Origin of the sequence: Simplicispira sedimenti, assembly GCF_022760965.1 — a bacterium.
In the GTDB taxonomy this organism is placed as follows: Bacteria; Pseudomonadota; Gammaproteobacteria; order Burkholderiales; family Burkholderiaceae_C; genus Simplicispira; species Simplicispira sedimenti.
Map to the genome: position 1 here is coordinate 212994 of NZ_JAKVIJ010000003.1, position 25751 is coordinate 238744.

21 protein-coding genes are annotated in these 25751 nt (G+C 60.9%); 10 read left to right on the forward strand and 11 right to left on the reverse strand.

The genetic code is table 11. The features are described 5' to 3' along the window. Positions 1–144: 144 nt before the first annotated feature. Genes gspD through MJ602_RS05265 form a run of 3 tightly spaced genes read left to right on the forward strand, consistent with a single transcriptional unit; the run spans position 145 to position 3785 of the window. On the forward strand, positions 145–2493 hold the full coding sequence (gene gspD, locus MJ602_RS05255) for a type II secretion system secretin GspD (protein WP_243019808.1): 2349 nt from the start codon (positions 145–147) through the stop codon (positions 2491–2493). Between the two features lie 21 nt (positions 2494–2514). After that, positions 2515–2940 (forward strand): hypothetical protein, encoded by a 426-nt coding sequence (locus MJ602_RS05260; RefSeq protein ID WP_243019810.1) that lies wholly within the window; start codon positions 2515–2517, stop codon positions 2938–2940. Continuing rightward, positions 2919–3785, forward strand: a complete 867-nt coding sequence (locus tag MJ602_RS05265) for a class I SAM-dependent methyltransferase (RefSeq protein WP_243019812.1) — start codon at positions 2919–2921, stop codon at positions 3783–3785. The genes MJ602_RS05260 and MJ602_RS05265 overlap by 22 nt, the downstream gene beginning before the upstream one ends. 36 nt (positions 3786–3821) lie before the next feature. Here MJ602_RS05265 and MJ602_RS05270 read toward each other — a convergent pair whose 3' ends face one another. The 11 genes from MJ602_RS05270 to MJ602_RS05320 form a co-directional block, all read right to left on the reverse strand. Beyond that, a complete protein-coding gene (locus tag MJ602_RS05270) occupies positions 3822–4781 on the reverse strand; it encodes a glycosyltransferase (RefSeq protein ID WP_243019814.1) in 960 nt (319 codons plus the stop codon). 23 nt (positions 4782–4804) lie between these two features. After that, positions 4805–5149: an EamA family transporter gene (locus MJ602_RS05275; protein WP_243019816.1), complete on the reverse strand. Its 345-nt coding sequence runs from the start codon at positions 5147–5149 to the stop codon at positions 4805–4807. A gap of 22 nt (positions 5150–5171) precedes the next feature. Next, the gene (locus MJ602_RS05280; RefSeq protein WP_243019817.1) at positions 5172–6245 is read right to left on the reverse strand and encodes an acyltransferase family protein; all 1074 of its coding nucleotides are present in this window, start codon (positions 6243–6245) and stop codon (positions 5172–5174) included. 44 nt (positions 6246–6289) lie between these two features. After that, positions 6290–7201: a lysophospholipid acyltransferase family protein gene (locus MJ602_RS05285; protein WP_243019820.1), complete on the reverse strand. Its 912-nt coding sequence runs from the start codon at positions 7199–7201 to the stop codon at positions 6290–6292. A gap of 4 nt (positions 7202–7205) precedes the next feature. Then, entirely contained in the window at positions 7206–8447 is a 1242-nt protein-coding gene (locus MJ602_RS05290) for an ABC transporter ATP-binding protein (protein ID WP_243019821.1), read from the reverse strand. Next, on the reverse strand, positions 8444–9238 hold the full coding sequence (locus MJ602_RS05295; RefSeq protein ID WP_243019823.1) for an ABC transporter permease: 795 nt from the start codon (positions 9236–9238) through the stop codon (positions 8444–8446). Before MJ602_RS05295 ends, MJ602_RS05290 begins: the two co-directional genes overlap by 4 nt. Positions 9239–9316: 78 nt before the next feature. Continuing rightward, positions 9317–10195, reverse strand: a complete 879-nt coding sequence (locus MJ602_RS05300; protein ID WP_243019825.1) for a peptidylprolyl isomerase — start codon at positions 10193–10195, stop codon at positions 9317–9319. 118 nt (positions 10196–10313) lie between these two features. Then, positions 10314–11870 (reverse strand): cell surface protein, encoded by a 1557-nt coding sequence (locus MJ602_RS05305; protein WP_243019826.1) that lies wholly within the window; start codon positions 11868–11870, stop codon positions 10314–10316. A gap of 306 nt (positions 11871–12176) precedes the next feature. After that, positions 12177–13121: a glycosyltransferase family 2 protein gene (locus MJ602_RS05310; RefSeq protein ID WP_243019828.1), complete on the reverse strand. Its 945-nt coding sequence runs from the start codon at positions 13119–13121 to the stop codon at positions 12177–12179. A gap of 56 nt (positions 13122–13177) precedes the next feature. Beyond that, entirely contained in the window at positions 13178–15142 is a 1965-nt protein-coding gene (locus MJ602_RS05315; protein WP_243019830.1) for a glycosyltransferase family 2 protein, read from the reverse strand. Between the two features lie 84 nt (positions 15143–15226). After that, complete coding sequence (locus tag MJ602_RS05320; RefSeq protein WP_279235815.1) at positions 15227–18865, reverse strand: methyltransferase domain-containing protein; 3639 nt, start codon at positions 18863–18865, stop codon at positions 15227–15229. Between the two features lie 83 nt (positions 18866–18948). On the opposite strand from MJ602_RS05320, the gene MJ602_RS05325 reads away from it, so the two are divergent. The 7 genes from MJ602_RS05325 (at position 18949) to MJ602_RS05355 (ending at position 25750) form a co-directional block, all read left to right on the forward strand. After that, entirely contained in the window at positions 18949–19740 is a 792-nt protein-coding gene (locus MJ602_RS05325; RefSeq protein ID WP_243019833.1) for a glycosyltransferase, read from the forward strand. Then, positions 19737–20837 carry an MraY family glycosyltransferase gene (locus MJ602_RS05330; RefSeq protein WP_243019834.1) on the forward strand — a complete coding sequence of 367 codons (1101 nt, stop codon included), beginning with the start codon at positions 19737–19739 and terminating at the stop codon, positions 20835–20837. Before MJ602_RS05325 ends, MJ602_RS05330 begins: the two co-directional genes overlap by 4 nt. A 63-nt stretch (positions 20838–20900) precedes the next feature. After that, positions 20901–21797: an acetylglutamate kinase gene (gene argB / locus MJ602_RS05335; RefSeq protein ID WP_162017437.1), complete on the forward strand. Its 897-nt coding sequence runs from the start codon at positions 20901–20903 to the stop codon at positions 21795–21797. Between the two features lie 193 nt (positions 21798–21990). Further along, complete coding sequence (locus MJ602_RS05340) at positions 21991–22689, forward strand: response regulator (protein WP_243019836.1); 699 nt, start codon at positions 21991–21993, stop codon at positions 22687–22689. 46 nt (positions 22690–22735) lie between these two features. Beyond that, positions 22736–24211 (forward strand): sensor histidine kinase, encoded by a 1476-nt coding sequence (locus tag MJ602_RS05345; RefSeq protein ID WP_243019907.1) that lies wholly within the window; start codon positions 22736–22738, stop codon positions 24209–24211. Positions 24212–24250: 39 nt separating this feature from the next. Beyond that, on the forward strand, positions 24251–24922 hold the full coding sequence (gene slmA, locus MJ602_RS05350) for a nucleoid occlusion factor SlmA (protein ID WP_162017435.1): 672 nt from the start codon (positions 24251–24253) through the stop codon (positions 24920–24922). Positions 24923–25042: 120 nt separating this feature from the next. Beyond that, positions 25043–25750, forward strand: coding sequence for a TetR/AcrR family transcriptional regulator (locus MJ602_RS05355; protein WP_243019837.1), 708 nt, complete (start codon positions 25043–25045; stop codon positions 25748–25750). Position 25751: the final 1 nt, after the last annotated feature.

Consider the following 25751-nt stretch of genomic DNA (forward strand, 5'->3'; position numbering starts at 1 on the left):
AGCCTGTCTCTACCTCATCCTCGCCATCCCAAACATCGCCCATGGCTACGGGTGCGGCTTCTGCTACAACTCCAGCCCCAGCGCCCATGACGCGGCGATTTGGCCCATGAGGCGCCTGCCGCCTTGAGACAACCCTGGTTTGCTATGAATTACTACCGATACATATTTGCCGCTGTCGCTTTAGTTGCATGCCATCTGGCCCAGGCGCAGGTGGCACAGCCTGCTGCCGCAAGGGATGGGGGCGCTGTTTCCGGGGAAATGCCTGTGCCCGAATCGGCTCCACAGGCAGATGCTTCGAAAATGCCCGATGCCCCCGCCGAACCTCGCATTCTTCGCGGCACGGACCGCGTCATTGCCACGCCCAAGGCTGCACAGGTCTTTGATGGCGCGCCGATTGCGTTCAACTTCGAAGAGGCCCCGGTGGCCGAGGTGGTTAGAACCATCCTTGGCGATGTGCTGAAAGCAGATTACGTGCTGCACCCGCCATTGAATGGAGCGGTGACGCTGTCCACCCGTGCAGCAGTGGCGCCCGACCAGGCCGCCTTCCTTCTGGAAAGCGCGCTGCAAGCCAATGGTCTGGCGATGTTGCGCGATGCCCGGGGCACCTATCATGTAGGCAAGGCCGAAGCTCTCAAAGGAATTGGCAGCGCGGTGCGGCTTGCGGGAGGCGCCTCCTTGCCACCCGGACATGGCGCCATCGTCGTTCCGCTGCAGTTCATTGGAGCTGCGGAAATGGCCGCCATCCTGAAGCCTCTCATGCAGCCTGAGGCGTTAGTGCGGGTGGATACCGTGCGCAATCTCCTGGTGCTCACGGGTAATCGAACGCAAGCCGAAGGCTGGCTGGATCTGGTTTCCACATTCGATGTGGACCTGCTCAAGGGCATGTCGGTAGGGGTGTTCCCGCTCAAGCATGCAACCATCAAAGAGGTAGAGTCGGCGCTGCGATTGATGAGCGTGGGTGCAGGTAATACCGTTCCGTCCGCGTCCTCCACCCCGGCAGGTGTCGCCGGGCAAGCGTCAGGAACTGCACCAGCCGCCGTGTCGCTGGGCGATACCAACCCTCTGTTCGGGGCGTTGCGCATCATGCCCATCGAGCGCCTGAACAGCATTCTTGTGGTCACTCCGCGTGCGTCCTATCTGGATGAAGCACGCCGCTGGATCGAGCGGCTTGATCAGCCCAACGACAACAGCGCCGAGCCGCAACTCTTCATTTACCAGGTCAAGAACGTCAATGCCCGGCACCTGGCCACGGTGCTGGGGGGTATATTTGGAGATGCCCGAGCCCAAGGTGTGACACCGGCAACCACAGGTGTGGCACCCGGACTCGCCAGTACCTCGGCCAGCACCGTGGGACAGGCAGGAGGCCTGGGCATGTTTGGTGGTGGTTCTTCCGCTGGGCAGGCTACGGGTAATCGTGCGGGCACGGGATTGCTGGGCGGCAACACCGGCAGCGGTTTGGGCCTGACTGCTGGGCGCAGCAACCAAACCGCCGCAGGCCAGGTTGCGGCAGCTGCCACGCTGGGTTCGGTACGCGTGATGGCGGACGAACTCAACAATTCCGTACTGGTGTGGGGCACTCGTTCCGAGTACAAAAAAATTGAGGCAACTCTCAAGCGCCTGGATCTGCCGCCCACACAAGTGATGATCGAGGCCAGCATCATCGAGGTCACGCTGTCGGACGACTTGCAGTTTGGATTGCAGTGGGAGTTCAGCGACAGCCGATCTTCCTCGGGATACTCCGGTTTGGGGCGCCTGAGCAGCAACCAGAGTTCATCCACAGACTTCCTGAAACCGACCAGCGGTTTTTCCTACACCCTGAAGAACCCTGCAGGAAACGTAAGAGCCATTCTCAGTGCGCTGTCTGCCAAGACCTCGGTCAAAGTGCTTGCCAGCCCCTCTTTGATGGTACTGGACAACCATACCGCCGGAATTGTGGTGGGAACACAGACGCCAATCCAGTCAGGAACGACCACCAACCTGGAAGGCACCGTCACCACCACCAACATTCAATACAAAGACACAGGGGTGAACCTGCTGGTCACACCTTCCGTCAATTCAGGAAACATTGTTACCCTGCAGGTCGATCAGTCCGTCACCGATGTCGGTGCACCCGATGACGTGACCAAACAGCGTGCATTTTTGCAGCGGCAATTGTCCAGCAAGGTGGCGGTACGCTCTGGGGAATCCATCGTCATGGGGGGGCTGATTCAGGAGCGCGGTTCCAGCTCCAAGTCTGGGGTGCCATTGCTCCATGCTATTCCGGTGGTGGGGAACCTTTTTGGCACAACCACGAACGAAGGTGCTCGGACCGAGCTTCTTGTCGTTATCACCCCCAGGGTGGTTCGATCTGATATCGATATCCGAGAGGTCAGCGACGATTTGCGTGATCGCATGCGAGGGCTGACGCAGGTGCGTGAGTTCGATCCTTCTCGCTTTCCCAAACTGGCGCCTGTCAATGCGGAAACACCGCAGTCTTCTGTGTTACACCAATAACCACTACAGGAAACCATCAACATGAGTCAGACTTCCGTCACTTCCCATCGCCCAGGACTATGGGCCGCCGTTATGGTGGCCGCCACCCTGATGGCTGGCTGTGCCAGCATGGGTACCACTGCGCCAGACCAACTGGTCGGCAAACGTGCGCAGGAGCGCTGGGATTTGCTGTTGAAAAGCGACTACGCCAAGGCATACACTTATCTCAGCCCGGCGCAGCGTGCCATCACCAGCCAACAGAGCTACATCAACCGCTTTGGTGAAGGCGCTCAGTGGCTGTCCGCCAAACTGCAGTCCGTGAGCTGCGAAAGCGCCGAGCGTTGCAAGGCCGTGCTGCAAATCGAGACGCAGGTCGTGGCCAGAGGATTTACGTCCCCAATTTCCACAAAAGTAACGGAAATCTGGGTCAACGACGAAGGTAATTGGTGGTTCCATCAAAATCCCTGAAGACCGCCGCCCGGCGGCTGCGGGATGGCTGCATGGGCTTGTTCGGCAAGCCAGCACCCACCCGCAGGCCACCGGAAGCTGGAGAAGTACCTTCGGTTGATTTCCTGTGCAACGTTTGTGGCAAGGAAAACCACAGGGTGCTGCTGCACCACGTACAGAATCGGGAATTCCAGTCGTGCGTGCATTGCCGAAGCAGCTTGCGCATGCGTGCGGTTGTTCATGCTTTGTCCGTGGAGCTTTTTGGCCGCCCGTTGGTTCTGCCTGAGTTCCCAGCAGACAAGACGATCACAGGTTTGGGCATGAGCGACTGGGAGGGGTACGCCACGCCGCTGGCCGAGCGTTTGGCCTATCAAAACACGTTTTACCATGCCCACCCCCGATTGGACATCACGGACATCCGAGATGAAGATTGTGCAAGACAGAGGTTTTTGATTTCCAGTGATGTGTTCGAGCACATTCCTGTTTTCTTGCTCGATCAAGCTTTTCGCAACAGCCGTCGTTTGCTCAATAGCGATGGTGTTTTTATATTTACCGTTCCTTATGTCAAAGAAGGTGAAACGGTTGAGCATTTCCCGAACCTGCACCAGTTCGATATTCGCGAAATCGATGGCAAGCGGGTTCTGCACAACGTCACGCGTGACGGTCAGCACGAAACCTTTGAAAACCTCGTCTTCCACGGCGGAGATGGCATGACGCTTGAAATGCGTATGTTTTCCGAATCTGATCTGCTGCGCAATTTGAAAGATGCTGGCTATCGCTCTACCCGTATTTATACGGATCGTGTAGAGGAATACGGAATACTCTGGCCCATGGACTGGGCGGTCCCGATTGCTGCCCGGGCCTGAGAACAAAGCGAGGCCGAGCATTTGGCCGTACGACAGTTAATGTTCCTCAATGAGATCGGCACTCAGGGGATCCCGTGGCACATTGCTCACGTCATAATGCAAAAAGGCGATCAAAAACTGGACGCCGATGATCAGTGGCAGGGCCGCAAACATGACGGTTCCGCTGGAAGCGGGTTGCCCAGTGGAAATGCTATGCAGCCAGTGTATTCCACCGAAAACAAGCCCTGTCATACAGAGCACTGCGCCTAAAATACTATAAAGGCTACCGATATTGAAATCACGCAGCAGGTATAGATAGGCGTAACGCTTGGCAAGGCGCAAGAAGTGTTTGCACAGAAATTCTGGGAGTACCTTGGTTACTTCTAGGTTGGAGCTTTCGTCTGCATAAACTGAATCCATTGGGACGTCATGCACCACTGCGCGAATGGTATTGAGATGGTAGAGAATATCGGTTTCAAAAAAATACCGTTTTTCTATTTTGGAAAGTGGTAATTTTCGCAGTACGCCAGTATGTATGGCAGTGTAGCCATTGGTCGGGTCCATCACGTTCCAGTAGCCACAACTGAGCTTCGTCAGGAAAGATAGCGCGGCATTGCCAAACAACCGTACGGTTGGCATGCCGCGCAGTGATTCCGGTCGGTAAAAGCGGTTTCCTTTGGTGTAGTCGGCTTTCCCACGCACAATGGGGCGTATGAACAAGGGGAGAATCGCCGGGGGCATCTGCCCGTCACCGTCGATTTTCACCACGATATCCATGCCATCAGCAATGGCGGCCACATAAGCGGCAACCATGGTTCCACCTACCCCGCGGTTTTCAGGATTGAATAGCACACGTACACGGGGATCAAGGCATTGCTCCTGAATGAGGCGGCCACTACCGTCCGGGCAGGCGTCGTCAACGGCATAGATCGTTTCGACTTCGGGGCCGATGGCGGCGATCACTTTTAATACATGCTGAGTGACCTTGAAGCAGGGAATGGCGACAGCGATACGCATCTCGATTTCCTCTCCCCCGTTACTCAATTCGAAGCCAGCGCCACACCGACAAGAATCAAAGCGCCCCCAGCCAATGTGCGCCAGTGCAATGGTTCACCGAGAAACAACCAAGCCAAGACTGGCACAATCAAAAACGCCAATCCCATGAACGGATAGGCCAAGTGAAGCGGAGCGTGACGCAGTATCCAAACCCATCCCACCGTGGTCAACCCATATATAACGAGCGCTGCGATCAACCAGCCATTCATAATCCAGTCAAGCACCTGCGTATGGGGAGGAAGTGCGTGCGCAGCTAGTTTGAACAACAGTTGACCAACGGAAATGCCGAGCACACACAAAAAGGTCAGAAGGCTCAGCTGTATTGACATCGGATATGCGGCCTGCGAGAGATTAAAATTTATTTTTCAGTGCAAGAACTGGTTTTTCTATCCAGTGCCATGAAAGCATGGAAAAGAAAATAGTGATGCCAATAGAAATGGCGCCCATGGCCCACCACGGTAGAGCCTGCGGAAAGTAATGTGCCAGTGTTTGTTGGATTGGGAAGCCGTAGAGGTAGATACCGTAGGAATAGTCGCCCCGGTCCAGATACTTGATTTTCGGGATCTTGCACATGCCCAAATATACGATCACATAGCAGAGCGGTAACATTGCAAGCGCCGTACCACCTGGCACCTCAGACAGCATCCAGTAGATCACTGCTGCAGCAATGGCCAAGCGCCCATTGAAAGGTATATGCTCAGAAAGCAAAAATATAAGGCTGCCGATAAAAAAGCAAAAAACCAACAGGGTGCTGGACACGGCATAGAAGGGTTGGCCGAATTTCCATCCGACATCGGCAAGAATCAGCGCGGCAGAGAAAAATACAATGACCGATAGATAGAGACGCGTGCGAAAGAAAACCCGGCTCCACATCAGTGCTCCCAGCAGCAGGTAACAATAATATTCTGGCTGCAAAGTCCAGAGATTACCATTCACTGTGCCCGGAAACGGATTGTCGAGAAACACTCCAGGCAATTCAAAGTGAATGATTCCGACGATGTTCTGAAAATAGGCCCAGAACTGTGGATGTGTGAAGTATTCTGCCAAGGGCAGCGTGGTCACGATGGCCCCCAGAACGATGGCCGATAAAGTGACCTCCACTGCCAGCGCGGGAATGATGCGGAACCCTCGATTGAGCATGAACCTGGATGTCGAGCGCAGGCGCACTGCGCTGCCTGTGACCAGGAAGCCACTCAAACCAAAGAACATGGGCAGCAGTGCCAGAAAAAGCGGATAGCCCCACCACTGCCTGTAGTCAAAATATGCAATGCCCTGCATGAGCGTGACGCTGTGTACCACCATGATGGCAAGTGACAGCGCGAGTCGCATCGTGTCAAAACCTGGCCCCAGTCCCTTGTGGGCCCGCAGCACATCACCCAGTGTGGGTGATCGGGCCGCGATGGCACTGTTGGGTTGTTCATTCATGGCAGGATGGGCATATCAGGGTGAAATGCGGCACTGTACAGTGCTTAACGAGCGTGGTCGAAGAATCTCGGTGCCTCGCTCCAGAAATGCCATGCGGCGCTGTCGGTCCGGATGGCTTCATCCAGGCGCTCAAAGACGGCCTGGGCCAGTGCATCCAAGTCAGCAAAGGTACCCAACGGCTCAATGGAAAGAAAGCGCTGGCCCGTACCAGCATCAAGCCCTGTGAGATAGATTGCCACAGGCACCTTCTGGTCCACCGCCAGACGCAGCAGCGCCTTGGGAACCAAGGCCTCCAGCCCCGCAATCCGCACGGGGATGCTGGCAGCTACCTGGTCCGATGGCACATCCATTGCAGCCATGACCTGTTCCTTGTTGCGCAGCGCGCGCAAAGCGGGGCGCAGGCTGGCTGACACATCCAGCACCGGCCCGCACAACGCGCGTGCAACCATAGCGGTACGTCGGCGTGCGTACCAGTGCAGTACCGGCCTGCCAGCAAAGTGTGCTCCATCCAGCGCCGCCACAAGTGCATGGGCATGCATGCCGGCCACTCCGGCATGGCGTAGGCCCCACATGCCTGCGCCCCAATGGAAGGTGCAGAAGATACCTGCCTCGTTCGCCTGCGGCCACGTGCCGGTCACCTTCAGGTGGCGTGCCATCCAGGCATCGGAGCGCGTGGCCGACAGATACATGTCGGCATGATCCACCAGGGTCACCAGTCGGCGCCGTGCAATCCACTGGCCTTGCTGGTCGTCGGGCACCCAGCCCCTGGCATGCGCTTCTCGCAAGGCCGATTCGCAGGATGCACGGTACAGCCAGGAAAAGCGCCCGGCAAGCGAGCGGAAAATGCGGAAACACAGAGGCCAGGGCAACACGGCCGCCAACGCCGGGATCAGCACCAACTCCACGGCATCGCGGGCGTTGACGCGCGCCTGATGGACCAGGGATGCAAGGCTCACAGGCTTACTCCCAGCGGTGTGGCAGACGCACCAGCCCTGGCGTGCTCAGGGCGTAGATGTGCCTGAAACTGGCGCAATGCAGCCACTGTTCGTAAACGATGAGCCCCTGCGAGTCGAACAGGAAGGCGCTGACCAGGTACTCGCCAGAATGCAGCGGCAGCTCGGTAAACCGTATCCTGGCTTGCCACAGGCCATTACCCAGCGGTGTGGGGTTCACGCCGTCGTTCAGCGTGCCGGCCGACGTAATGCCTGCGCCGTGTGCTTGCTCCAGCATCACGCCGAAATGGGGTTGCTCCCCAGCGGGTACGCGGGCCACCAGGGTGATGACCAAATCCTCTGCATCAAGGCGGGGGGGGGTTCCTTCGGCCAAGTCTGCCACCTCCACGGACACCATGCGCGCGGGCCCGGTGGCATCGTCCATGCGTTCTGATGCAGTGCGTCCAGACGCGTCGCTGCCCTGTGCCGCAGCGGATGCCGCTTCGTGCGTGGCCTTGTCCTGGGCCCGCACATGGGCTTCATACACCGAGAGCACGCTCTCGGTATCTCCAAAGGCTTTCTGCTGTCCGCCATCGAGCCACAAAGCCACGTCGCACAACTGACGCACGTGGTAAAGGCTGTGAGAGCAGAAAAGAATGGTGCAACCACTGCGTCGGAACGAGTCGATGCGCTCGATGCACTTCTTCTGGAAGTGCTGGTCCCCCACCGCAAGAGCCTCGTCGATGATCAACACATCGGGCTCGACAGCCGTCACCAGTGCAAACGCCAGGCGCACCGTCATGCCGGACGAATAGGTTTTGACGGGGCGATCAATGGCCTCGCCCAGCTCCGAGAAGGCAATAATCTCGGGCTCCAGGGCACGCATCTCCGCAGCCGAAATGCCGATCAGGCTTGCACCGAAGTACAGGTTGTCCCGGCCAGTGAAGTCGGGATGAAAGCCGGCGCCAAGCTCCAGAATGGCGGTAATGCGCCCTTGGCGCTCCACCGTGCCGGTCGATGGCTGCATGGTGCCCGCAATCAGTTTCAGCAGCGAGCTTTTGCCTGCACCGTTGTTGCCCACCACGCCCAAACACTGCCCGCGCCCCAATGTGAATGAGACGTCCTTGAGCGCCCAATGGCTGCGATGGTGTGTGCCGCCAGTCAACAGGGACCAAAGGCGTTGCCGGGGAGAGTCGTACAGCTTGTATTCCTTGCCCAAATGCCGGGCCTGCAGCACCGGGCTGCCTGGGGTGGCTGCCGGCGGTGTCATAGCCAATCCACCAACTGGTCGCGGCTGCGCCGCAGCAGCACAGCCAGCGCAGCGGCCGACACTGTCAACCATGCCAGTACCCCCAGCCATACCTGCGCATCAGGCCACAGACCTTGCAGCAGCACCGATTGGTAGCCCAGCACCAGGCTGGTCATGGGGTTGAGCCACAAGACCCAGCGCCAATCGGCCGGAAACATGGCCATGGGAAACAGCACAGGGCTCATGAAAATGCCGATGGAGAGCATGAAACCCACCACTTGCGCTGTGTCGCGCAAGGCGGCCATAAGAATGGCCAGCGCGTAACCCAGAACGAGGCACAGCAGAAACTGCAGGCCCACCAGGGCAGGCAGCGCCACCAGCGCAACGCCATACCGATGCTGGGGACCATAGGCCAGTGCCAGGGCCAGCAAGAGGGGGCCATGCACCAGCATGCTGGCCAGCACCGAGCGGGCGGGGAAGAGCACGGGGGGCAGGGCATTCTTCTGCAGCACACCCCCGGCTTCCACCAGGCTGGACATTCCGCGGGCGAGTGCGTCGCAGAATGCCATCCAGGGCAAGGCGCCGACGATCAGGAAGGCCCCCACGGCGCGCGTGGGCGCATTTTCGCCCAGGCGCATGGCAAACACGATGTCAAACACTATGTAATAGGCAGCCACCGTGAGCAGCGGCTGCACATAGGCCCACAACACACCGGCGGCGGTGCCGGCATAGCGCGCCGAGATTTCCCGGCGCGTCATCACCCAGCACAGGCTGCGGGCGCGCCACAAGGCCTGAAATTGGGCCAGGAGCATGGTGCCGAGCTAGCGAAGAAGGTTGCTAAAAAACCGCTGGCAAGTGCCAGCGGAACGATTGGTGGTGCCAAAGCGGGATCAGTTGCGCTTGGCCTTTTCCGCATCCACAAACGCCTTGAGCGCATCGGTGTCGCCTTGGGCTTGGCTTCGTAGTTTGCCAATGGCCTTCTCACGCGCCTCCTGCGTCAGCTTGACCTTGGCCTCGTTGTGCAGTTGCAAGCGCACTTCGCTGAACTCGCGCATTGCAGCCGACTTGCGCCCTTCCAGTTTGATGATGTGGTAACCAAAACGGGTTTGCACCACAGCGCTGAGATCACCAGGATTTTTCAGGCTGTCCAGTGCGTCATCAAACTCCTTGACCATGCGGCCTTTGGGAAACCAGCCCAAATCGCCACCCTTTGCGGCGCTGCCCGGGTCGCCGGAATGCTGCTTGGCCAGTTCCTCGAAATTGGCCCCGGCTTTCAGATCTGTCAGCAGCTTTTCCGCCTTGGCCTTGTTATCGTCGGAGGCGCCCATGATCAGAATATGCCGCGCCTGGAATTGCTCTGGGTTTTCAAAGCGCTTGGGCTCGGCCTTGTAGGTGCTTCGCGCGTAGGCATCCAGGTCTTTTTCGTTCGGCTGAACAGAGGCGTCCACCTGTCCAACCCAGGCTTCTGCCAGGACATTCTCGCGGGCCTGCTTCAACTTTTCCTGCGTGGCGGGCTGTTTATCCAAAGCAGATTTTTCAGCATCCAGCGCGGCGGCTCGGCGCAGATAGATATTGTCCAAAAGCTGCTGAAGTTGCGAGAGGTTGGTGAGTAACTTCACTTGAGTTTCGGCTGGCATGCGCTGCAAGTCATTGCGCAGATCTTGTGCAGAAACGGTCACGCCCTGAGCGCCTTTGATGAGTACGGCGTTGTCCTCTGCCCGCAGGACTATAGGGGAGAGCAGCAAACCCACAGCGCTCAGTCGTGCCAAGAATCGATGAAGGGAGACAGCATTCATGTGCAAATACGATGAAGATGGTGAACACAGGGCATCGGATAAAAAAAAGGCGGGGAAATTCCCCGCCTTTTTTGAGAGGCAGCCGACCGGATTAACGGGCGGTGCGGTGAGCCCAAGTGCCACCCAGGTTCACACCCTTGGCCTTGGCAGCAGCGTAACCCACGATGGGCAGACCGTTACCAGCGCCCAGACCAGCGGTGCTGATGCGCAACCAGCCAGCAGCGTAGCCTGCGTTGATGTTCATCGTGGCGATCTTCGCACCCAGCACTTGCGAGCCGGTGGTGCTGTTGAAGGACAGCACGCTGGTTTCGCCGCAGAAGCGCAGAGCGACATCAGGAGAAATCACGAAGGTGGTCTTCGTGTTTTCTTCGTGGTCGTATGCGCGCAGCGGGCCGCCTGGCAGCACGCAGGCTTGCGTACCGGTAGCGTTCAACAGCGTGTTGGCAGCGGTGAAGTGGTTGACCACACCAGCGTTGAGCGTCAGACGTGCAGCAGGAGCAGCAGCGTAGTTCAAACCCACAGCGTAGCGGCGGGTGGGCATGGAGAACACCCAGTCGGTCGCGAAGTCGGCAATGCCGCCGGTCAGGAACTCGTTGACCACTTGGGTGGTTTGCAGAGCACCAGCCAGAGCCGTAGCCTGCATGTCGGCGCTGTTCCCGGCAGGAGCGACAGGAGCAGGGTTGCCAGCATAGGGGGTGGACAGATCCGGGAAGTCGTAGTTGGCGACTTGAGCAGCGAATGCAGGCAGACGCAGCACGGGGTCAGCCGTGTAGTTGGCCACAGTGATAGCTGCGGGGTAGGTGGGCGTGTCGGTGGTCTGTGGGAAGAACACGATGTTGCCCTGTGCAGGCAGGCCACCAGCCGTTTCGGCGCGAACAGCAATGGCTTCACCGGAGAACGAAGCCTTGTCGGCCAAGTTCACGATGGTCCAGTTGGCCATCAGCGTGCCGGTAGGCCAGCTGTAACCACGCACGACGGGGTCGTGGGTTGCGTCACCAGCAAGCAGGTCGAATTCCTGATTGTTCATCGTTGCCGCCGTGCAAGGAGCCACGCCCACGCCGCTGGCGTTGGGAACGTGCTTGATGGCGGTGAACAGCGTAGTAGCACCAGCGGCCGGCGGAATGTCGGCCATGTTCAGGATTTCGATGTAGCCTTCGCGGGTCTCAGAAGCGGCGGCACCCAGGACACGACCGGTCTTGAACAGGCCACCCTGTGCAACGATGTCAGCCTTGGATGGCAGCGTGCAGCTGTTGTCAGAGGTGGTCAGCGCCGACAGTTCGCCGCTGGCCGACACGTTGGCCGTCCACATGTCGCCAGGCGACAGGAAGATGGTGATGTCGAAAATGTCGTCAGAGTTCGAGGCGCCACGGAAGCGCAGCTTCACTGCCTTGCCGTTCACGGTGTCAGTGTTGACCAGGTTCAGCAGCGTGGCGTTGGTGCCTTGCGTGGTGAAATAGGGCACAACCAAGATGTGACCGACACCGGTAACCGTCGGGTTCAGGGCAACAGCCGGCGTGACTGCAGCAGCCAGCGTGGTGGCGGTGGCTGCCAAGTCTGCGCCAGTGTTAACCAAAACAGCTGCGTTGGCCGCACCAGACAGGCCACCAACCATGGCAGCAATGCTCAGGGCGAGAAGATTTTTTCTCATGTATGAACTCCAGTTAAAAATTGAAAGCGCAACTACCAAGATTGATTACGCTCCGTCATGGTAGCACAGCCAAATAAGGGTACAACACCCGTGCCGCACCCTGTGAAAGCGATGTTTGTAAAAAACAACATTTTCTGAGGTGGGTGGTTTGCGCCCTTTGGGGCAGCGCCTACCACCTGGCCTTGCGCGGGTAGGGGCAGTGTATCCCAAGGGGGTGTTGGTGCGCGGCTTGCGGGGTGGCGGGGTGCGGGTTTTGTGGCTGGGGCGTGGTTTTTTGCACACTCCTGCCGCGGTGGTGTTGCGGGCTCAACGTGGGCGGGGCCACAGGCGCCTGTCCAGGGCGCGCCACAGGCTGCCCAGGCTGGCCTTGCGCTGGTGTTGTATGGCGCGGCGTTGGCGCCAGGCCCTTGGCAGGCCGCGCAGGGCGTGCCAGCGTGCGCGCAGCCCTACGGCGGCCTGTCCGCGCAGGGCCAGCACAGCCAGTGCGGCGGCATGCGCGCCCAGGTGCAGGGGCAGCAGGGCCCACAGCAGGGGGGTTGGCATGTTCTTTACAAAGGTCCAGGCCATGTTGCGGTGGCCGTGGTAGGTGGCAAAGCCGCTGCGTTGCCCGCCGGTGGTGGCGCTGCCTACGTGTTGCACCACGGCCTGGGGCAGGTACCAGGCGGTGTGCCCGGCCAGGCGCAAACGAAAACCCAGATCCACATCCTCAAAGTAGCAAAAATAGCTTTCGTCGAAAGCGCCCACCTGGCGCACGGCGGCCAGCCGGTACAGGGCGGCAGCGGCGCAGGGGGCAAAGATCTCGCGCTCGTGCAGGTGGGCGGGGGTTTGTGCCTGGCCATGGTGTTCGCGCCAGGCCAGGCCGCTCAGGTGGTAGCAATCGCCGGTTCCGTCCAGCAGGTGGGGGTTTTCGTGGCAGAGCTGGCGCGAGCCCAGGGCGGCGGCGTCGGGGTGTCGGGCGGCGCCAAGCAATAATTGTTCCAGCCATTGGGGTGCGGCGAAGGCGTCGGGGTTGAGCAGTGCCACCCATTCGGTCTGGCACAGTTCCAGGGCGCGGTTGTTGCCGGCGGCAAAGCCGAGGTTGCAGTCCATGCGCAACACGGTCAGCCGGTCCCATGTGGGTAGTTGTGCCAGGGAATCGTCGGTGCTGGCGTTGTCCACCACCAGCACGGCTTCGGGCGGCAGGCTCTGGTCCTGCAGGCACCGGATGCACTGAACCAGCAGGGGGCCGCTGTTCCAGTTGACCACAATCACAGTGACCCCTCCTTGTACCAGGGGGGGGGCTTGCGCAGGGCTGCCGGGCGAGGGGGTCACGCCTGCCACTGGTGCGAGAGTTGCTGCCGCCCTGTGGCGCCATCGCGGCGAAACACCCTGCGGCGGCTCTCGTAGCTGCAGTGCATGGGGGTCTTGACGTGCCAGGAGTGTTGGGTCAGCAGCAGGCAGGGGTTGTGGTAGGGGTCGCCCTGGTCCAGGAAGCCCCTCCAGCGCGCCACGAAGGCTGCCGAGTCTTCCGGGTGCGGGTCTTCGCCCACGCTTTTGCCGCGGGTGAAGGATTCGTGGTGGATCAGGATGGCCGGGGGGCACTGCAGAATGCGCCAGCCCTTTTGCAGTACGCGCAGGCACAGGTCCACGTCGCCAAACCCTACGGCCAGTTGGGGGTCCAGCCCTTGCACGGCGCCGAAAGCGTCCTTGCGAATGAGCATGCAGGCAGCGGTCACGGCGGATATTTCGTGGGGGATGGCCAGCCGTCCCAGGTAGCGGATGTCCGGCTGTTTGGGGTCCACTTCCAGAAATTTTCCGTAGTGTTCGGCAATGCCAAAGGCGCCTACGCAGACGCCCGCGTGCTGGATGCTGCGGTGGTCGGGGTACAGGAGTTCGGCGCCCACGATGCCCACCGTGGGATCCTGGGCCAGTTCCAGCATGCGCTCCAGCCACCCGGGCTCCAGCGCCTCGATGTCGTTGTTGCACAGCAGGTAGTGGCTGAAGCTGGGCTCCAACTGCGCAATGGCCCAGTTGTTGATGGTGGAAAAGTTGAAGGGGCCTTCATAGCGCATCACTCGCATGTGTGGCTGGCTCTTCAGGCTCTCGAAATAGGCAACCGATTCGGGGTCGGTGGAGGCATGGTCCACGAGAATGATCTCGTAGTCGGCTTCAAGCACCGTACGGCGGATGCTGTCAATGCACTGGCGCACCAGTTCGCCGTGGTTCTTGGTGGGAATGACGATGGCGGTGCGCAGCCCGTCTTGCAGCGGGTAGCGTGTTTCAAAGAAGTTGAATCCTGCGCCCGGCGCCACCTTGCCACGGGTGCCGGTGCGGTCCAGGTGGCGTTGCAGTATCTGCACGGAGGTGTCCATGACTTCGCTGGATTTGGTGTGCCCGGATGAGGACTCGACCACGCGCCATTGGTAGAGAATTTCTGGCAGATGCACGATGGTCTGGGCGCGTTCGCTGGCGCGCAGGATCAGGTCGTAGTCTTGCGAGATGCTCAGTTTTTCGTCGAAGCCGCCCAGATCCCGCAGCAGTTGGGTGCGAAAGCCCGCAAGGTGCACGATATAGGGGTGTCCGCGCAGGTATTCGGGAGAAAAAGCCGGCCGATGCGCGTGGTAGAGCATCTTCTTGCCGTCTTCGGAGATCATGATCTCGTCGGAGTAGAGCAGGTCAGGGTCGTCATGCAGCACGGCCTGTGCCACCCGGAACAAGGCCTGGGGCTCCAGCAGGTCGTCGTGGTCCAGCAGCACCACAAAGGGCCCCGTGGCCATGGCAATGGCCTGGTTGGAGGTTCTGGATACGCCTTGGTTCTTGGAACTCAGGTGGAGCTTCACCCGCGGGTCGTGGGCGGCAAATTCTTGCAGGATTTTGTGCACATGGGGCTGGGTGGAGCAGTCGTCCACGATGCACAGCTCCCAGTTGGGGTAGAGCTGGGTCTTGACGGATTTGAGGGTTGCCTTGAGCAGCGCGGCCGGTGTGTTGTAGGTGGGCAGGATGATCGATATCTTGACCGGTGCACCGTGGTCCAGGAGGTGCTGTTCAATCTTGGGCCGGACATGGGTTTGCAAAAGGTGCTGGTACATGCGCCAGGTATCGGCGTCAACCTTGGGGGGAATGCTCAGCAGTGCACCCTTGAAGTGTTGCAGGCCACCTTCGCGCCATGCGTTGCGCATGTGTCGCAGGTTGCTGCGCAGCATGGGCCTGTTCTGAGCGAGGCGAAGAAAGCTGCGCGCCAATAGAAAGGCCTTGCGTGGTGCGTCCAGCAAGGTTTTGAGGGGGGGGGTCACGTTCAGGTTCTCCGATTTCGCAATGCGGCAACAGCCGCTCCGCGGCCCCTCGGGGGGGCTGCTGTGCGGCTGCTTTGGAATTTTTCAGGCTGGATTGTCGCTGTTCTTGCGGAGTCGCTCGAACGGGCGCAGATAGTCTTGGTCGTAAGACCAACTTTGGATGAACGCGTCTTCAGGCGCAGGGGGGAAGGCGGGCGCCACTGGGGGTTCTTGTGCGGTACAAAAATGCTGTTCGCGCAAACGCAGAAAGAAATCGAGCCAGGCCAGTGGGGGGGTGTTCCAGGGCATCAGCCAGGTCCAGTGTCGGCAGTTCAGGCGCTCCGGGAAGGAACCGAGGTTTGGAGCCACCACGGCAACGCCCGCCAACAGGCAGGCGCTGAGTGTGTAGCTGTAGGTTTCTGGCCACACAGCGGGGAACCATACCAGGTCGGGCTTCATTCGCACCAGCAGACGCTGGAGATCGGCATCGTTGTAGGCTCCATGGACGCTCAGGCTGGCGTGGGGCTGGGTCTGGAGTTTGCGGTGGGCGTAGCCCATCAGGTGAAATTCGATAGGCGCGTCCTGTCGCGCTGCTTCCAGTGCAGTGGCTTCCAAGACGTCTGCACCCTTGATTTCTCCCACGGCGCCCAGTACCAGTACGCGCAGGTTTGCGGTTTCTGCGATGGGGTGGGGGCAAGGCTTGGGCAGTGGGGTGGCGTCACTGATGTCCAGGTGCGGTGCGAACCGAACCTTGGCAGTGGGAAAGTACCGAGCCAATCTGCGGGCCGCGTCGCGGCTGGGCGCAAGTACGTTGTCGGCCCCCTGCAGGAAGCAAGCATGGCGAAGGCGCCAGTCCATGATGCCTTCTCCGGTGGGGGCAGGGCGCTCCTGCAGGCAGCCGTTGCATTGCTCTGTGCCCCGTTCCTGGCAGTATGTCTTTGCGCTGGTCACCAAGGCGATCTGCGGGCATGCGGTGTAGTAGTCGTGGGCGGTAAAGTCGTAGGGAACCCCCAGGTGGTTGGGCAAGCACATGATTTCCGGGTCAAGGCCCAGGATGTGATGGAAGTGCACGCGTTCAATGTGCAGTGTGCGCAGTAGCTCCAGGAGCCTCTCGGATTGGGTTGGCCAATGGAATATCCACTGCATGCTTTCGCCAGGCGCAAGCCATTCGAGTTGCAGGTGGTGGTTTTCCAGGGGCATGAGCTGCAACGTGGTCAGTCTGCCCAGGAAATATTCCGCCAGTTCTTTGGTGTGTCGCAGCGTGCCGCCGCCCAGCGAATGCACAATGAACAGCACTCTGGGGGAGGGGTGGCGCTGCAGACGCTGCAGGTCTATGGCTTCTCGGAATGGTCGTGCGGGGTCGCTGGACACGAAGGCCTGGACGCTGCTCTCGTAGTGTGGGTGGAGTTGCTGCAGCGTTTTCTGTGCCTGCAGCTCGCGCGGGCTCTTGGCGTCGCCAAAACTCACGCCTCCGGTGTGGCGCACAAAGATGTCGAGTGCGTGCAGATTGCGCCATCCGTTTTGCAAGGCACGTTGGCAGAAGTCGTTTTCCTCTCCATAGCCCAGGCCAAATCGTTCGGCATCGAACAGGCCAACCTGCTCAAGGCAGTCCCGACGGATGTACATGCAGAAACCCACGCCGGTGGGAATGTCCAGCGCGGTGTGTGCGTGGGTCTGAGCAAACAGCTGGTCCAGCGATCGGGTGTCGTATCCTGGGGGCAGTTCGTTGTCCGCACAGAATCTTGGGTAGCTGCAAATGGTAGCGTTGTTGGAAAAAGGTGTGACGGTTGCCACGTTGGGCGCCGAATACGCTGCATGGCGCAGCCGGTCGAGCCAGTCGTTGGCGACCTCCGTATCGCTGTTGAGCAGGAGGATGTCATTGCGCTGATCGAGAGACATTCCTCGATTCACGGTTCCCACAAAACCCAGGTTTCTGTCGTTTTTCAGGAGCAGGATGCGACCGTCTTCCTGGGCCTTGCGCTCCAGCCAGGATTGAATGTCCGGCTCTGGACTGGCGTCGTTGATGATGACAAGCCGGAACGGGGTGCGCACAGTGCTTTGCAGCACCGATTCGATGCAAACCTGGGTGTCCCGAAGGCCTCGGTACACAGGGACGATGATGTCCACCATGCTGGCAGGCTCCGCAGGGGCGAGTGCCGGCGCTGGAGCCTCACTATGCGTTTCGGGGGGGGCTTCGGTGTGCTGTGGGGCAGGGCTGGTGGCCTCCATGGGAGGCGTCGGATCGTTTGCGTGCCGCCACTGCGTGAGGCGCATTTTTGCGCGCACCAATGGGCGAGTCGCGCGGTAGGCTGTTGATGTTTCAATACGGCGAACGTGCTCCTCCAGCGCTGAATACAGTGCGCGTGAGTGTTCCAGTTCGTGCAACAGGATTTCTGGCTGCTGAAGCGCTGCTTGCAGTGACAGCCTGAGTTGCTGCACTGTGGTTGTCGCCACTGTGGCTTCGGTGCGCGCCTTGCTCAGGCTTGCTTCGAGGTGTGTGCTGCGCTCCGTGAGCGAGCGCACCGTCGAAGACAGCGCCAGATAGTCTGCTGACATGGGCCAGCCTGCGTCCACTTCCAGTTGGGCGCCTGGTGTTTCCAGGCACTGCTTCAGAATGCCAGGGTGGATGGGGAGTTTGATCCACGGATCGTCTCCCACCAGAAGCAGCAGGGCGGCATTGCTGACGCCGGGCATCGGCAGGTTCCAGACAATCTGGTCGTGCCGCGCTTGCTTGAGTAGACTCGCATCGTTGCTTTCGGCCATCCATTGCCACTGGGGATTGCCGTGCGCATCGCGTAGCGTTAGTCGGTACAGATGCATGAAACCTGGGCGGTCGGCCGGATCCAGTCTCAATTCGGTCAGCCCATCGCCGGAGTGTGGCAAGGGGAAGATCAGTGTTTGTCTGCTCCGACCCATCTCACCACGCCCGGTGATTTTCTCGTTTTCGCTGTAGGTGCCACTTCGCCCCAGATACAGCTGGGCGGTGAAGTAGGCCTGGACGGGCGAGGTTTGGCAGGGGTGCTGGGTGGGAATGGCCTGGCGCCCCGCTGTCGTGCGGGGGCTTGCAATCCCGATGAACTGATAGACTTGCGCATCGGGCGTCGCCAGAAGATACCGCGATACGGCGGGTGGGAGCAGATCAAACGCCACCGAGAACTCGGAGTCCGGTACTTTGAGCGTGATGGTATCCAGAAGATCCACCGTCCAGTGCTCCTCCGACAGGAACCGAAGCAGCGACTGCCGGGTGTAAAACCGCAGGTGAGTTCGATCCAGCAAGCCCTCTTCTCGGTATTTAAATTCACCCTGCAACAGCTCGGCCAGCAACCCGCAATAGCCAGCATTGGGAACCGAGATCAGCAGTTTCCCATCAGGTTTCAGAAGGCTGCGGATTGCTGTCAGCACCTTTTCAGGATGTCGGAGATGCTCCAGAACGTCGGCGCAAACCACGGCGTCGTAGTGTCCCTGAGGGAACAGGGTGGTCAAATCGGCGACCTCAAGGTCGATGACATCGACTCGGCGATAGTGTTTTTGGGCGCAGGCCGCTTCTTCCCGGTTGAACGTGGCGCCATCGACAGTGCAGAATTTCACCGAAGACAGGTGCTCACCAAGTGCGCCGCTACCACAACCCAGATCGAGCACCATGGATCTTGGTGAAACATGGCTTGCCAGTACCGTCAGCGAGGATCTTTCGGCGCTTGTGATGCTTCGCCGATACACATGGTGTTCTGAGTGGGGGGTCGTCATATTGTCAAATTATGGCTTTGACGGAATCTGCATGGGAAAGTGTCGATGCGTCCTCGAGGCTGCGCTGGTAGACAATGCTGCGGATGTCCTCTATTGAAATGCCCTTCCAGGGTGACCTGGTTCTGTCGGTTGTGAGCCACGGACATGGTTCACAGGTTCGGCAACTGTTGGCGGATTTGTCTCAGGTGGAAGGCGGTCTGATATCCAGAGTGGTATTGACTTTGAATGTGCCGGAGCCAATGCTGGAGGCTCTTTCGGAAGAGTGCTTCCCGTTTGTTTTGGAAGTCCGACGGAATGAGCTTCCACTTGGCTTTGGACGTAATCACAACAGAGCGCTCCAGGATGTTCCGGAGGGCTATGTATGCTTGCTCAATCCGGATGTCCGACTTGAGGATTCACAGCTCTTTTATTGGCTCGCGATGTACGCCGCCAAGCCGGGGGTGGGCTGTGCCTATCCGGTTCAGGTAAATGAGCTGGGGGTGATGCAGGACAGCGAACGTGAATTACCTACACCAACAGCGCTTTGGCGACGTCGTGTATTGGGAAAGAAGGAATCGCGTGTGGATTGGGTCAACGCCGCATGCATGGTGCTGCCCAGGGAAGCTTGGGTGGCTGTGGGCGGGTTTGACGAGCGCTATTTCATGTACTGCGAGGATGTGGATCTGTGCCTGCGCCTGCGTCAGGCGGGCTATTCCTTGGTGAGGGCGCCTGTGCAAATCGTGCATGCCGGGCAAAGGGCCAGCCGTAGGCGATGGGATCATTTGCGGTGGCATGTAGCCAGTCTGCTGCGTTTGTGGCGGTCGCCGGCGTACCGTTGGGCTTGCAATGCGTTACCTGCGTCTGGGGCGGGTGCAGGTAACATCGGCGCTCCATGATTTGGCTCTCTCTGGTGGCATTTGTCGTCGCGGCGCTGGCTGCGGGTTTTATCGTCCGGTGGGTGCGCAGTCATGCGGCGGTCTATGGCAACGGCATGCCTCAGCGGTTTCATCATGGAGACGTACCCCGGCTTGGAGGGGTTGCCATCTTGTTGGGTGCGCTGGTGGCGTGGTCCTTGGGGGTGGTTCAAACCCTGTTGGGTGACTACGCGTCAGTGCGCCTGGACACCTGGGTCTATGCTTGGATGGCCGCCTTGTTGCCATCGGCCGTGGGAGGGATTGCCGAGGACCTGACGCAGCGTCTGGCCGTTCGATATCGCCTTGCGCTCACCGCAGCCTCCGGAATTCTGGCGTTGCTATTGGTGGGTTTGGAGGTGCCGCGTACTGGTCTCGACTGGCTGGATGCCTGGCTGCCCATGGTCCCCTGGGTGGGGAGCTTGGTGGTGCTGCTTGCGGTGGCGGGCCTGCCGCATGCCTTCAATATCATCGACGGATACAACGGACTGGCAGGCATGGTGGCCTTGATCGTGTGCCTGGCGCTGGCGCATGTGGCGCTGCAGGTGGGTGACCGGGCCCTGGCAGCGCTGCTGGTGACCACGGCGGCGGCCACGGCAGGGTTCTTGCTTTGGAACTACCCGCGAGGCATGTTGTTTGCCGGCGACGGGGGGGCCTACATCTGGGGTGTGGTGATTGCGCTGGCGAGTCTGTCTCTGGTGCAGCGCAATCCGGCGGTATCTCCCTGGTTTCCCATGCTGCTGCTGATCTACCCGGTGTGGGAGACGGTGTTTTCGATATACCGCAAGTGGGTGCGCGGAGTGTCGCCCGGCGTGGCCGATGCGCTGCATTTCCACCAGTTGATCTACCGCCGTATCGTGCGCAGCGTGTTTCACGACGATGAGTCGCGCCGCATGCTCATGCGCAACAACCGCACTTCGCCGTACCTGTGGGGGTTTACCTTGCTCACCGTGGTGCCTGCAGTGCTGTTCTGGAGCAACACCTGGGTGCTGATGGTGTTTTGCGCACTGTTTGTGGTGACCTATGTGACCGCATACTTGGCCATTGTGCGCTTCAAGGTGCCTGCCTGGCTGCGCCACTGACGTGGGTCTGGTTTGCGGCACAATTTGCACGATTCCCTCTTCGTGCTGAAAGCGGCCGTATCCATGACCACTGAAACCCTTCTTTCGATTGCACCGCGCGACAAGGCTGAGATCCTGGCGCAGGCGCTGCCCTACATCCGCAAGTTCCATGGCAAGACCATGGTCATCAAGTACGGCGGTAACGCCATGACCGACCCGGCCCTGCAGCAGGACTTTGCCGAGGATGTGGTGCTGCTCAAGCTCGTGGGGATCAACCCCGTGGTGGTGCATGGTGGCGGGCCGCAGATCGAGACCGCCCTCAACCGCTTGGGCAAAAAGGGCCAGTTCATCCAGGGCATGCGCGTGACCGACGCCGAGACGATGGAGGTGGTCGAGTGGGTGCTGGCGGGCGAGGTGCAGCAGGACATCGTGGGCCTGATCAACCAGGTGGGCGGCAAGGCCGTGGGCCTGACGGGGCGGGATGGCGGCATGATCCGCGCGCGCAAGCTCAAGATGGTGGACAACAAGAACCCCGAGGTGGAGCACGACGTGGGTCAGGTGGGCGATATCGTGTCCATCGATCCCAGCGTGGTCAAGGCGCTGCAGGACGATGCTTTCATCCCGGTCATCAGCCCCATCGGTTTTGGCGAGCACAACGAAAGCTACAACATCAACGCCGACGTGGTGGCCAGCAAGCTGGCCGAGGTGCTCAAGGCCGAGAAGCTCCTGCTGCTGACCAACACGCCTGGCGTGTTGGACAAGGAGGGCAAGCTGCTGACCGATCTGACAGCGCGCCGTATTGACGAGCTGTTTGCCGATGGCACCATCAGCGGCGGCATGTTGCCCAAGATTGCGGGCGCGCTGGATGCCGCCAAGGCAGGTGTGAACGCCGTGCACATCATCGACGGCCGTGTGCCGCACGCCATGCTGCTGGAGATCCTGACCGAGCAGGCCTATGGCACGATGATCCGTAGTCATTAGCATGAACAACCCCCTGTGCGGCTGCGCCGCTTCCCCCTTCTCTCGTCTCGCTGCGCGAGCCGGGAAGGGGGACGCCGCCCGTGCGGCGGGGCGGCCCTTGCACGGCGGCCCTGGCCTGGGGGCGCCCAGTGCAAGCGCTGTGCCTGGTGCATGGGCCTTCCCCATGCACCTCTTTGAACGCTGAGGATGAACCATGCGCCTTCTTTTGGTCGAAGACGACATCATGGTGGCCAGCGGCATCAAGCTGGGGCTGACCGAGGCGGGTTATGCCGTCGATTGGGTGGGCAGCGGCGAGCGGGCCGAAGAGGTGCTGCAGCGGGAAACCTTCGATGTGGCGGTGGTCGATATCGGGCTTCCAGGCATGGATGGGCTGGAGCTGACGCGGCGCATGCGCCGCCCGGACATGGCCAGCAGGGACATGCCGGTGCTGATACTCACGGCGCGCGACGCCTTGCACGACCGGGTGCAGGGGCTGGACCTGGGCGCCGACGACTACATGGTCAAGCCCTTTGAGCTGCCCGAGTTGCTGGCGCGGCTGCGGGCGCTGCTGCGCCGCTCGCAGGCGGCCAATTCGGCAGTGCTCAACTTTGGTCCGCTGGAGCTGGATACAGCCAACCGCTGGGTGGGCATCCGCTTGCAGCCCGATGCGCCACTGCAGCCCATTGAGCTCGGGCCGCGTGAGTGGACGGTGCTGGAGTACCTGATGGTCCACGCTCCCAAGCCCGCCAGCAAGGACAAGCTCTTGCAGGCACTGACCGGCTGGGACAAGGAAATCACCCCCAATGCGGTCGAGGTGTATGTCTCGCGCCTGCGCGGCAAGCTCGAACCGCATGGCGTGGCGCTGCGATCCATCCGGGGCTTTGGCTACCGGCTGGAACTGCAAGTTTCTTGAGCCGCGGACCGCAAGTTTGGCCATGCTGCGCCGACGCCTGCAGGGCATGACCTCCGATCTGCGCAACCGGCTGCTGCTGCTGCTGTTGCTGCCGCTGTGCACTCTGGCGCTGCTGGGGGTGTGGATGGACTACCGTTCGGCCGACGAGGCCGCCATGCGGCACGATCAACGCCTCTTGCGCTTGTTGCCGGCGCTGGCCGATTCGGTGCTGGCACCGGGGGTGGGTGAGTCGCAGCCCGTGGTGTGGCTGATGGCGCCCCCGATCGAAGACTTTCTGCGCAGCAATGCCTCCTATACGGGCTACAGCGTGCGCGACCTCTCCGGCAATTTGCTGCTGGGCGATGACTGGGTGCGCACCACCGTGCCTGAAACCGGCGAGCCGGAGTTTCACAGCGTCGAGGAGGGGGGCGTGACCTACCGCGTGGCGGTGCAACGCGGGCGTACGGGGGCGGGGGAGCTGGTGGTGGCTTTGGCCGACGGCACGGACCCACGCCAGCAATGGGCGCAGCAACTGCTGCTGCGCGTGCTCCTGCCCAACCTGCTGCTGGTGGTGGCCGCAGGGCTGGCCATCCACTGGGCGGTGGGGCGGGCGTTCAAGCCCCTGGTCGATCTGGCCGATGCGGTGGAGCGGCGTTCTCCGCGCGACCTCAGTCCCATCGACGAGGCGGCGTCACCCGCCGAGGTACGGCCCCTGGTGCATTCGCTCAATCGGCTGTTCAACCTGGTCAACGCCCAGGCCGACAGCCAGCGCCGGTTCGTGGCCGATGCCGCACACCAGTTGCGCACTCCGCTGGCGGGCTTGCAGGCGCAGGTGGAAGCCTGGGCCTTGCTGGCCCGCTCGGCCGCCAAGGCGCCTGCAAATGCCCGGTTGGTAGATAAAAAAGTGCTCCCAGGGCAGGTGGGGCAAGCGCAAGGTGCTATTACTTTGAAAGCGTCCGAGATCGAGAAGCTGCGCGATGCCACGCGCCGTACCTCGCAACTGGCGCACCAGTTGCTGGCCCTGTCCCGGGCAGACGCACGCAGCATGAACGCCCAGCCCATGCAGCGCGTGGATCTCAAGGATCTGTGTGAAAACATGCTGGAGCTGTACCTCGACGCCGCAACCGGCAAGGGCATCGACCTGGGCCTGGATGCGCAGCCGGTGCATGTGTCCGGCCACGACTGGTTGTTGCGCGAGCTGCTGTCCAACCTGGTGGACAACGCCATCAAATACACCCCGGCCGCAGGCTCGGTGACCATTCGCTGCGCCACACTGACCGACCTGGCGGGAAGGCCTGCGGCTTTTCTGCAGGTGGAAGACGACGGGCCTGGCGTACCCCAGCAGGAGGTATCCCATGTGCTGCAGCGCTTTTACCGCGTTCCGGGGACCGGGGGCGAGGGCTCGGGCCTGGGGCTGCCCATTGCCGAGGAGATTGCACGCACCCATGGCAGCTCTCTGGTGCTGGAGCCGGGAGCGGGAGGCAAGGGCCTGCGCGTGACCTTGGTGTTCGCTGCGGTCGAGAGGGGGAGTGTGCCGACATGAGCGTGCGAGAATGCCCCGACGTGTTTTTCCCACACCGCCATGAACAGCCCTGACCCTACGCCCGCTGGCCTTGATCCCACTGACTCTGCGGCGCGTGAGGCGGAGCCTCGGCGCAGACCACGCCCCGGCGAGCGGCGTGAGCAAATCCTGCAGGCACTGGCCGCCATGCTGGAGCAACCGGGCGCGGAGCGCATCACCACCGCCGCGCTGGCCGCCCGCCTGGACGTGAGCGAAGCGGCGCTGTATCGCCATTTCGCCAGCAAGGCGCAGATGTTTGAAGCACTCATCGACTACATCGAGGACGCGGTGTTGACGCGCGTGGTGCAGATCGTGGGTCGCGAGGGCGATGCCCCCGCGACCGCATCGGCCGATGGCCCCCAGCAGGCCGCGCGCGTGGTGGCCCTGCTGCTGCAGTTTGGCGAGCGCAACCCTGGCCTGGCCCGGGTGATGGTGGGCGATGCCCTGGTGCTGGAGCATGAGCGCCTGCAGGCCCGCATGAACCAGTTCTTTGATCGCATCGAGTCCCACCTGCGCCAGTGCCTGCGGCCTGCCGCCGGGCAGGCGGGATCGGCCACGCCTACGGTGGATGCGCAGGTGGCCGCCAGTGTCTGGGTGGCCTTTGCGCTGGGGCGGCTGCAGCGCTTTGTGCGCACGGGGCAGCGCCGCCTGCCGACCGAGCATTTGCAGGAGAGTCTGGCCCGACTGCTGTGAGCGCGGTGGGTGGCAGGCCTGCCACGTTCGGTTGGAGGAGTCTCTCTATTTTTCGGGGGGGGATAGGCGCTGGTAAGAAATTGCTGCAGAATAGAACGATCGTTCGTTTTTATCTGAAGCATGCCTGCCACCGAACCTACCAGTGCCAAACCCCGCGCGACACGTACGCGTTCGGGCGGTGCGCGCGCGCTGCAGAAGGGCCAGCAGACCAAGCAGGCCATCATCGAGGCCGCGCTGGGCCTGGCCACCCACATCGGGCTCGAAGGCCTGTCCATCGGTGCATTGGCCGACGTGATGGGCATGAGCAAGTCCGGCGTGTTCGCCCATTTCGGTTCGCGCGAAGAGCTGCAGGTTTCGGTGATCCGCGAATACCACCACTGCTTCGAGCAGGAAGTGTTCTACCCCGCCATGTCGGCGCCGCGCGGCGTGCAGCGCCTGCGCGCGCTGTTCGACAACTGGATGAAGCGCACTTCCATCGAAATCGACTCGGGCTGCATCTACATCAGCGGTGCCATCGAGTTCGATGACCGTACCGGGCCCGTGCGCGATGCGCTCGCGCATTCGGTGCTGACCTGGCACGCGGCCATGAAGCGTGCCATCACCCAGGCCAAGGATCTGGGACAGATCCGCAGCGATGTGGTCGAAGACCAGATGCTGTTCGAGGTCCATGGCCTGATTTTGGCGCTGCACTACGAGGCGCGCTTCCTCAAGAACCCCGGCTCGATCGCCCGTGCGCTCACCGGTTTCGACAACATCCTGGCCCGCTTCAGCGCAGCTGCGCCTGCGGCGGTGCCTTCCCCTGTTTCTCACCCAACCTCCAAGGAGTAGT

Excerpts from the sequence above, each read along its gene's own strand:
- MJ602_RS05355 (WP_243019837.1), top strand. The coding sequence starts at position 25,043 with ATGCCTGCCACCGAACCTACCAGTGCCAAACCCCGCGCGACACGTACG.
- MJ602_RS05320 (WP_279235815.1), bottom strand. The coding sequence starts at position 18,865 with ATGACGACCCCCCACTCAGAACACCATGTGTATCGGCGAAGCATCACA.
- slmA (WP_162017435.1), top strand. The coding sequence starts at position 24,251 with ATGAACAGCCCTGACCCTACGCCCGCTGGCCTTGATCCCACTGACTCT.
- MJ602_RS05345 (WP_243019907.1), top strand. The coding sequence starts at position 22,736 with ATGACCTCCGATCTGCGCAACCGGCTGCTGCTGCTGCTGTTGCTGCCG.
- MJ602_RS05260 (WP_243019810.1), top strand. The coding sequence starts at position 2,515 with ATGAGTCAGACTTCCGTCACTTCCCATCGCCCAGGACTATGGGCCGCC.
- MJ602_RS05270 (WP_243019814.1), bottom strand. The coding sequence starts at position 4,781 with ATGCGTATCGCTGTCGCCATTCCCTGCTTCAAGGTCACTCAGCATGTA.
- MJ602_RS05325 (WP_243019833.1), top strand. The coding sequence starts at position 18,949 with ATGTCCTCTATTGAAATGCCCTTCCAGGGTGACCTGGTTCTGTCGGTT.
- MJ602_RS05290 (WP_243019821.1), bottom strand. The coding sequence starts at position 8,447 with ATGACACCGCCGGCAGCCACCCCAGGCAGCCCGGTGCTGCAGGCCCGG.
- MJ602_RS05275 (WP_243019816.1), bottom strand. The coding sequence starts at position 5,149 with ATGTCAATACAGCTGAGCCTTCTGACCTTTTTGTGTGTGCTCGGCATT.
- gspD (WP_243019808.1), top strand. The coding sequence starts at position 145 with ATGAATTACTACCGATACATATTTGCCGCTGTCGCTTTAGTTGCATGC.
- MJ602_RS05340 (WP_243019836.1), top strand. The coding sequence starts at position 21,991 with ATGCGCCTTCTTTTGGTCGAAGACGACATCATGGTGGCCAGCGGCATC.
- MJ602_RS05305 (WP_243019826.1), bottom strand. The coding sequence starts at position 11,870 with ATGAGAAAAAATCTTCTCGCCCTGAGCATTGCTGCCATGGTTGGTGGC.
- argB (WP_162017437.1), top strand. The coding sequence starts at position 20,901 with ATGACCACTGAAACCCTTCTTTCGATTGCACCGCGCGACAAGGCTGAG.
- MJ602_RS05330 (WP_243019834.1), top strand. The coding sequence starts at position 19,737 with ATGATTTGGCTCTCTCTGGTGGCATTTGTCGTCGCGGCGCTGGCTGCG.
- MJ602_RS05295 (WP_243019823.1), bottom strand. The coding sequence starts at position 9,238 with ATGCTCCTGGCCCAATTTCAGGCCTTGTGGCGCGCCCGCAGCCTGTGC.
- MJ602_RS05280 (WP_243019817.1), bottom strand. The coding sequence starts at position 6,245 with ATGAATGAACAACCCAACAGTGCCATCGCGGCCCGATCACCCACACTG.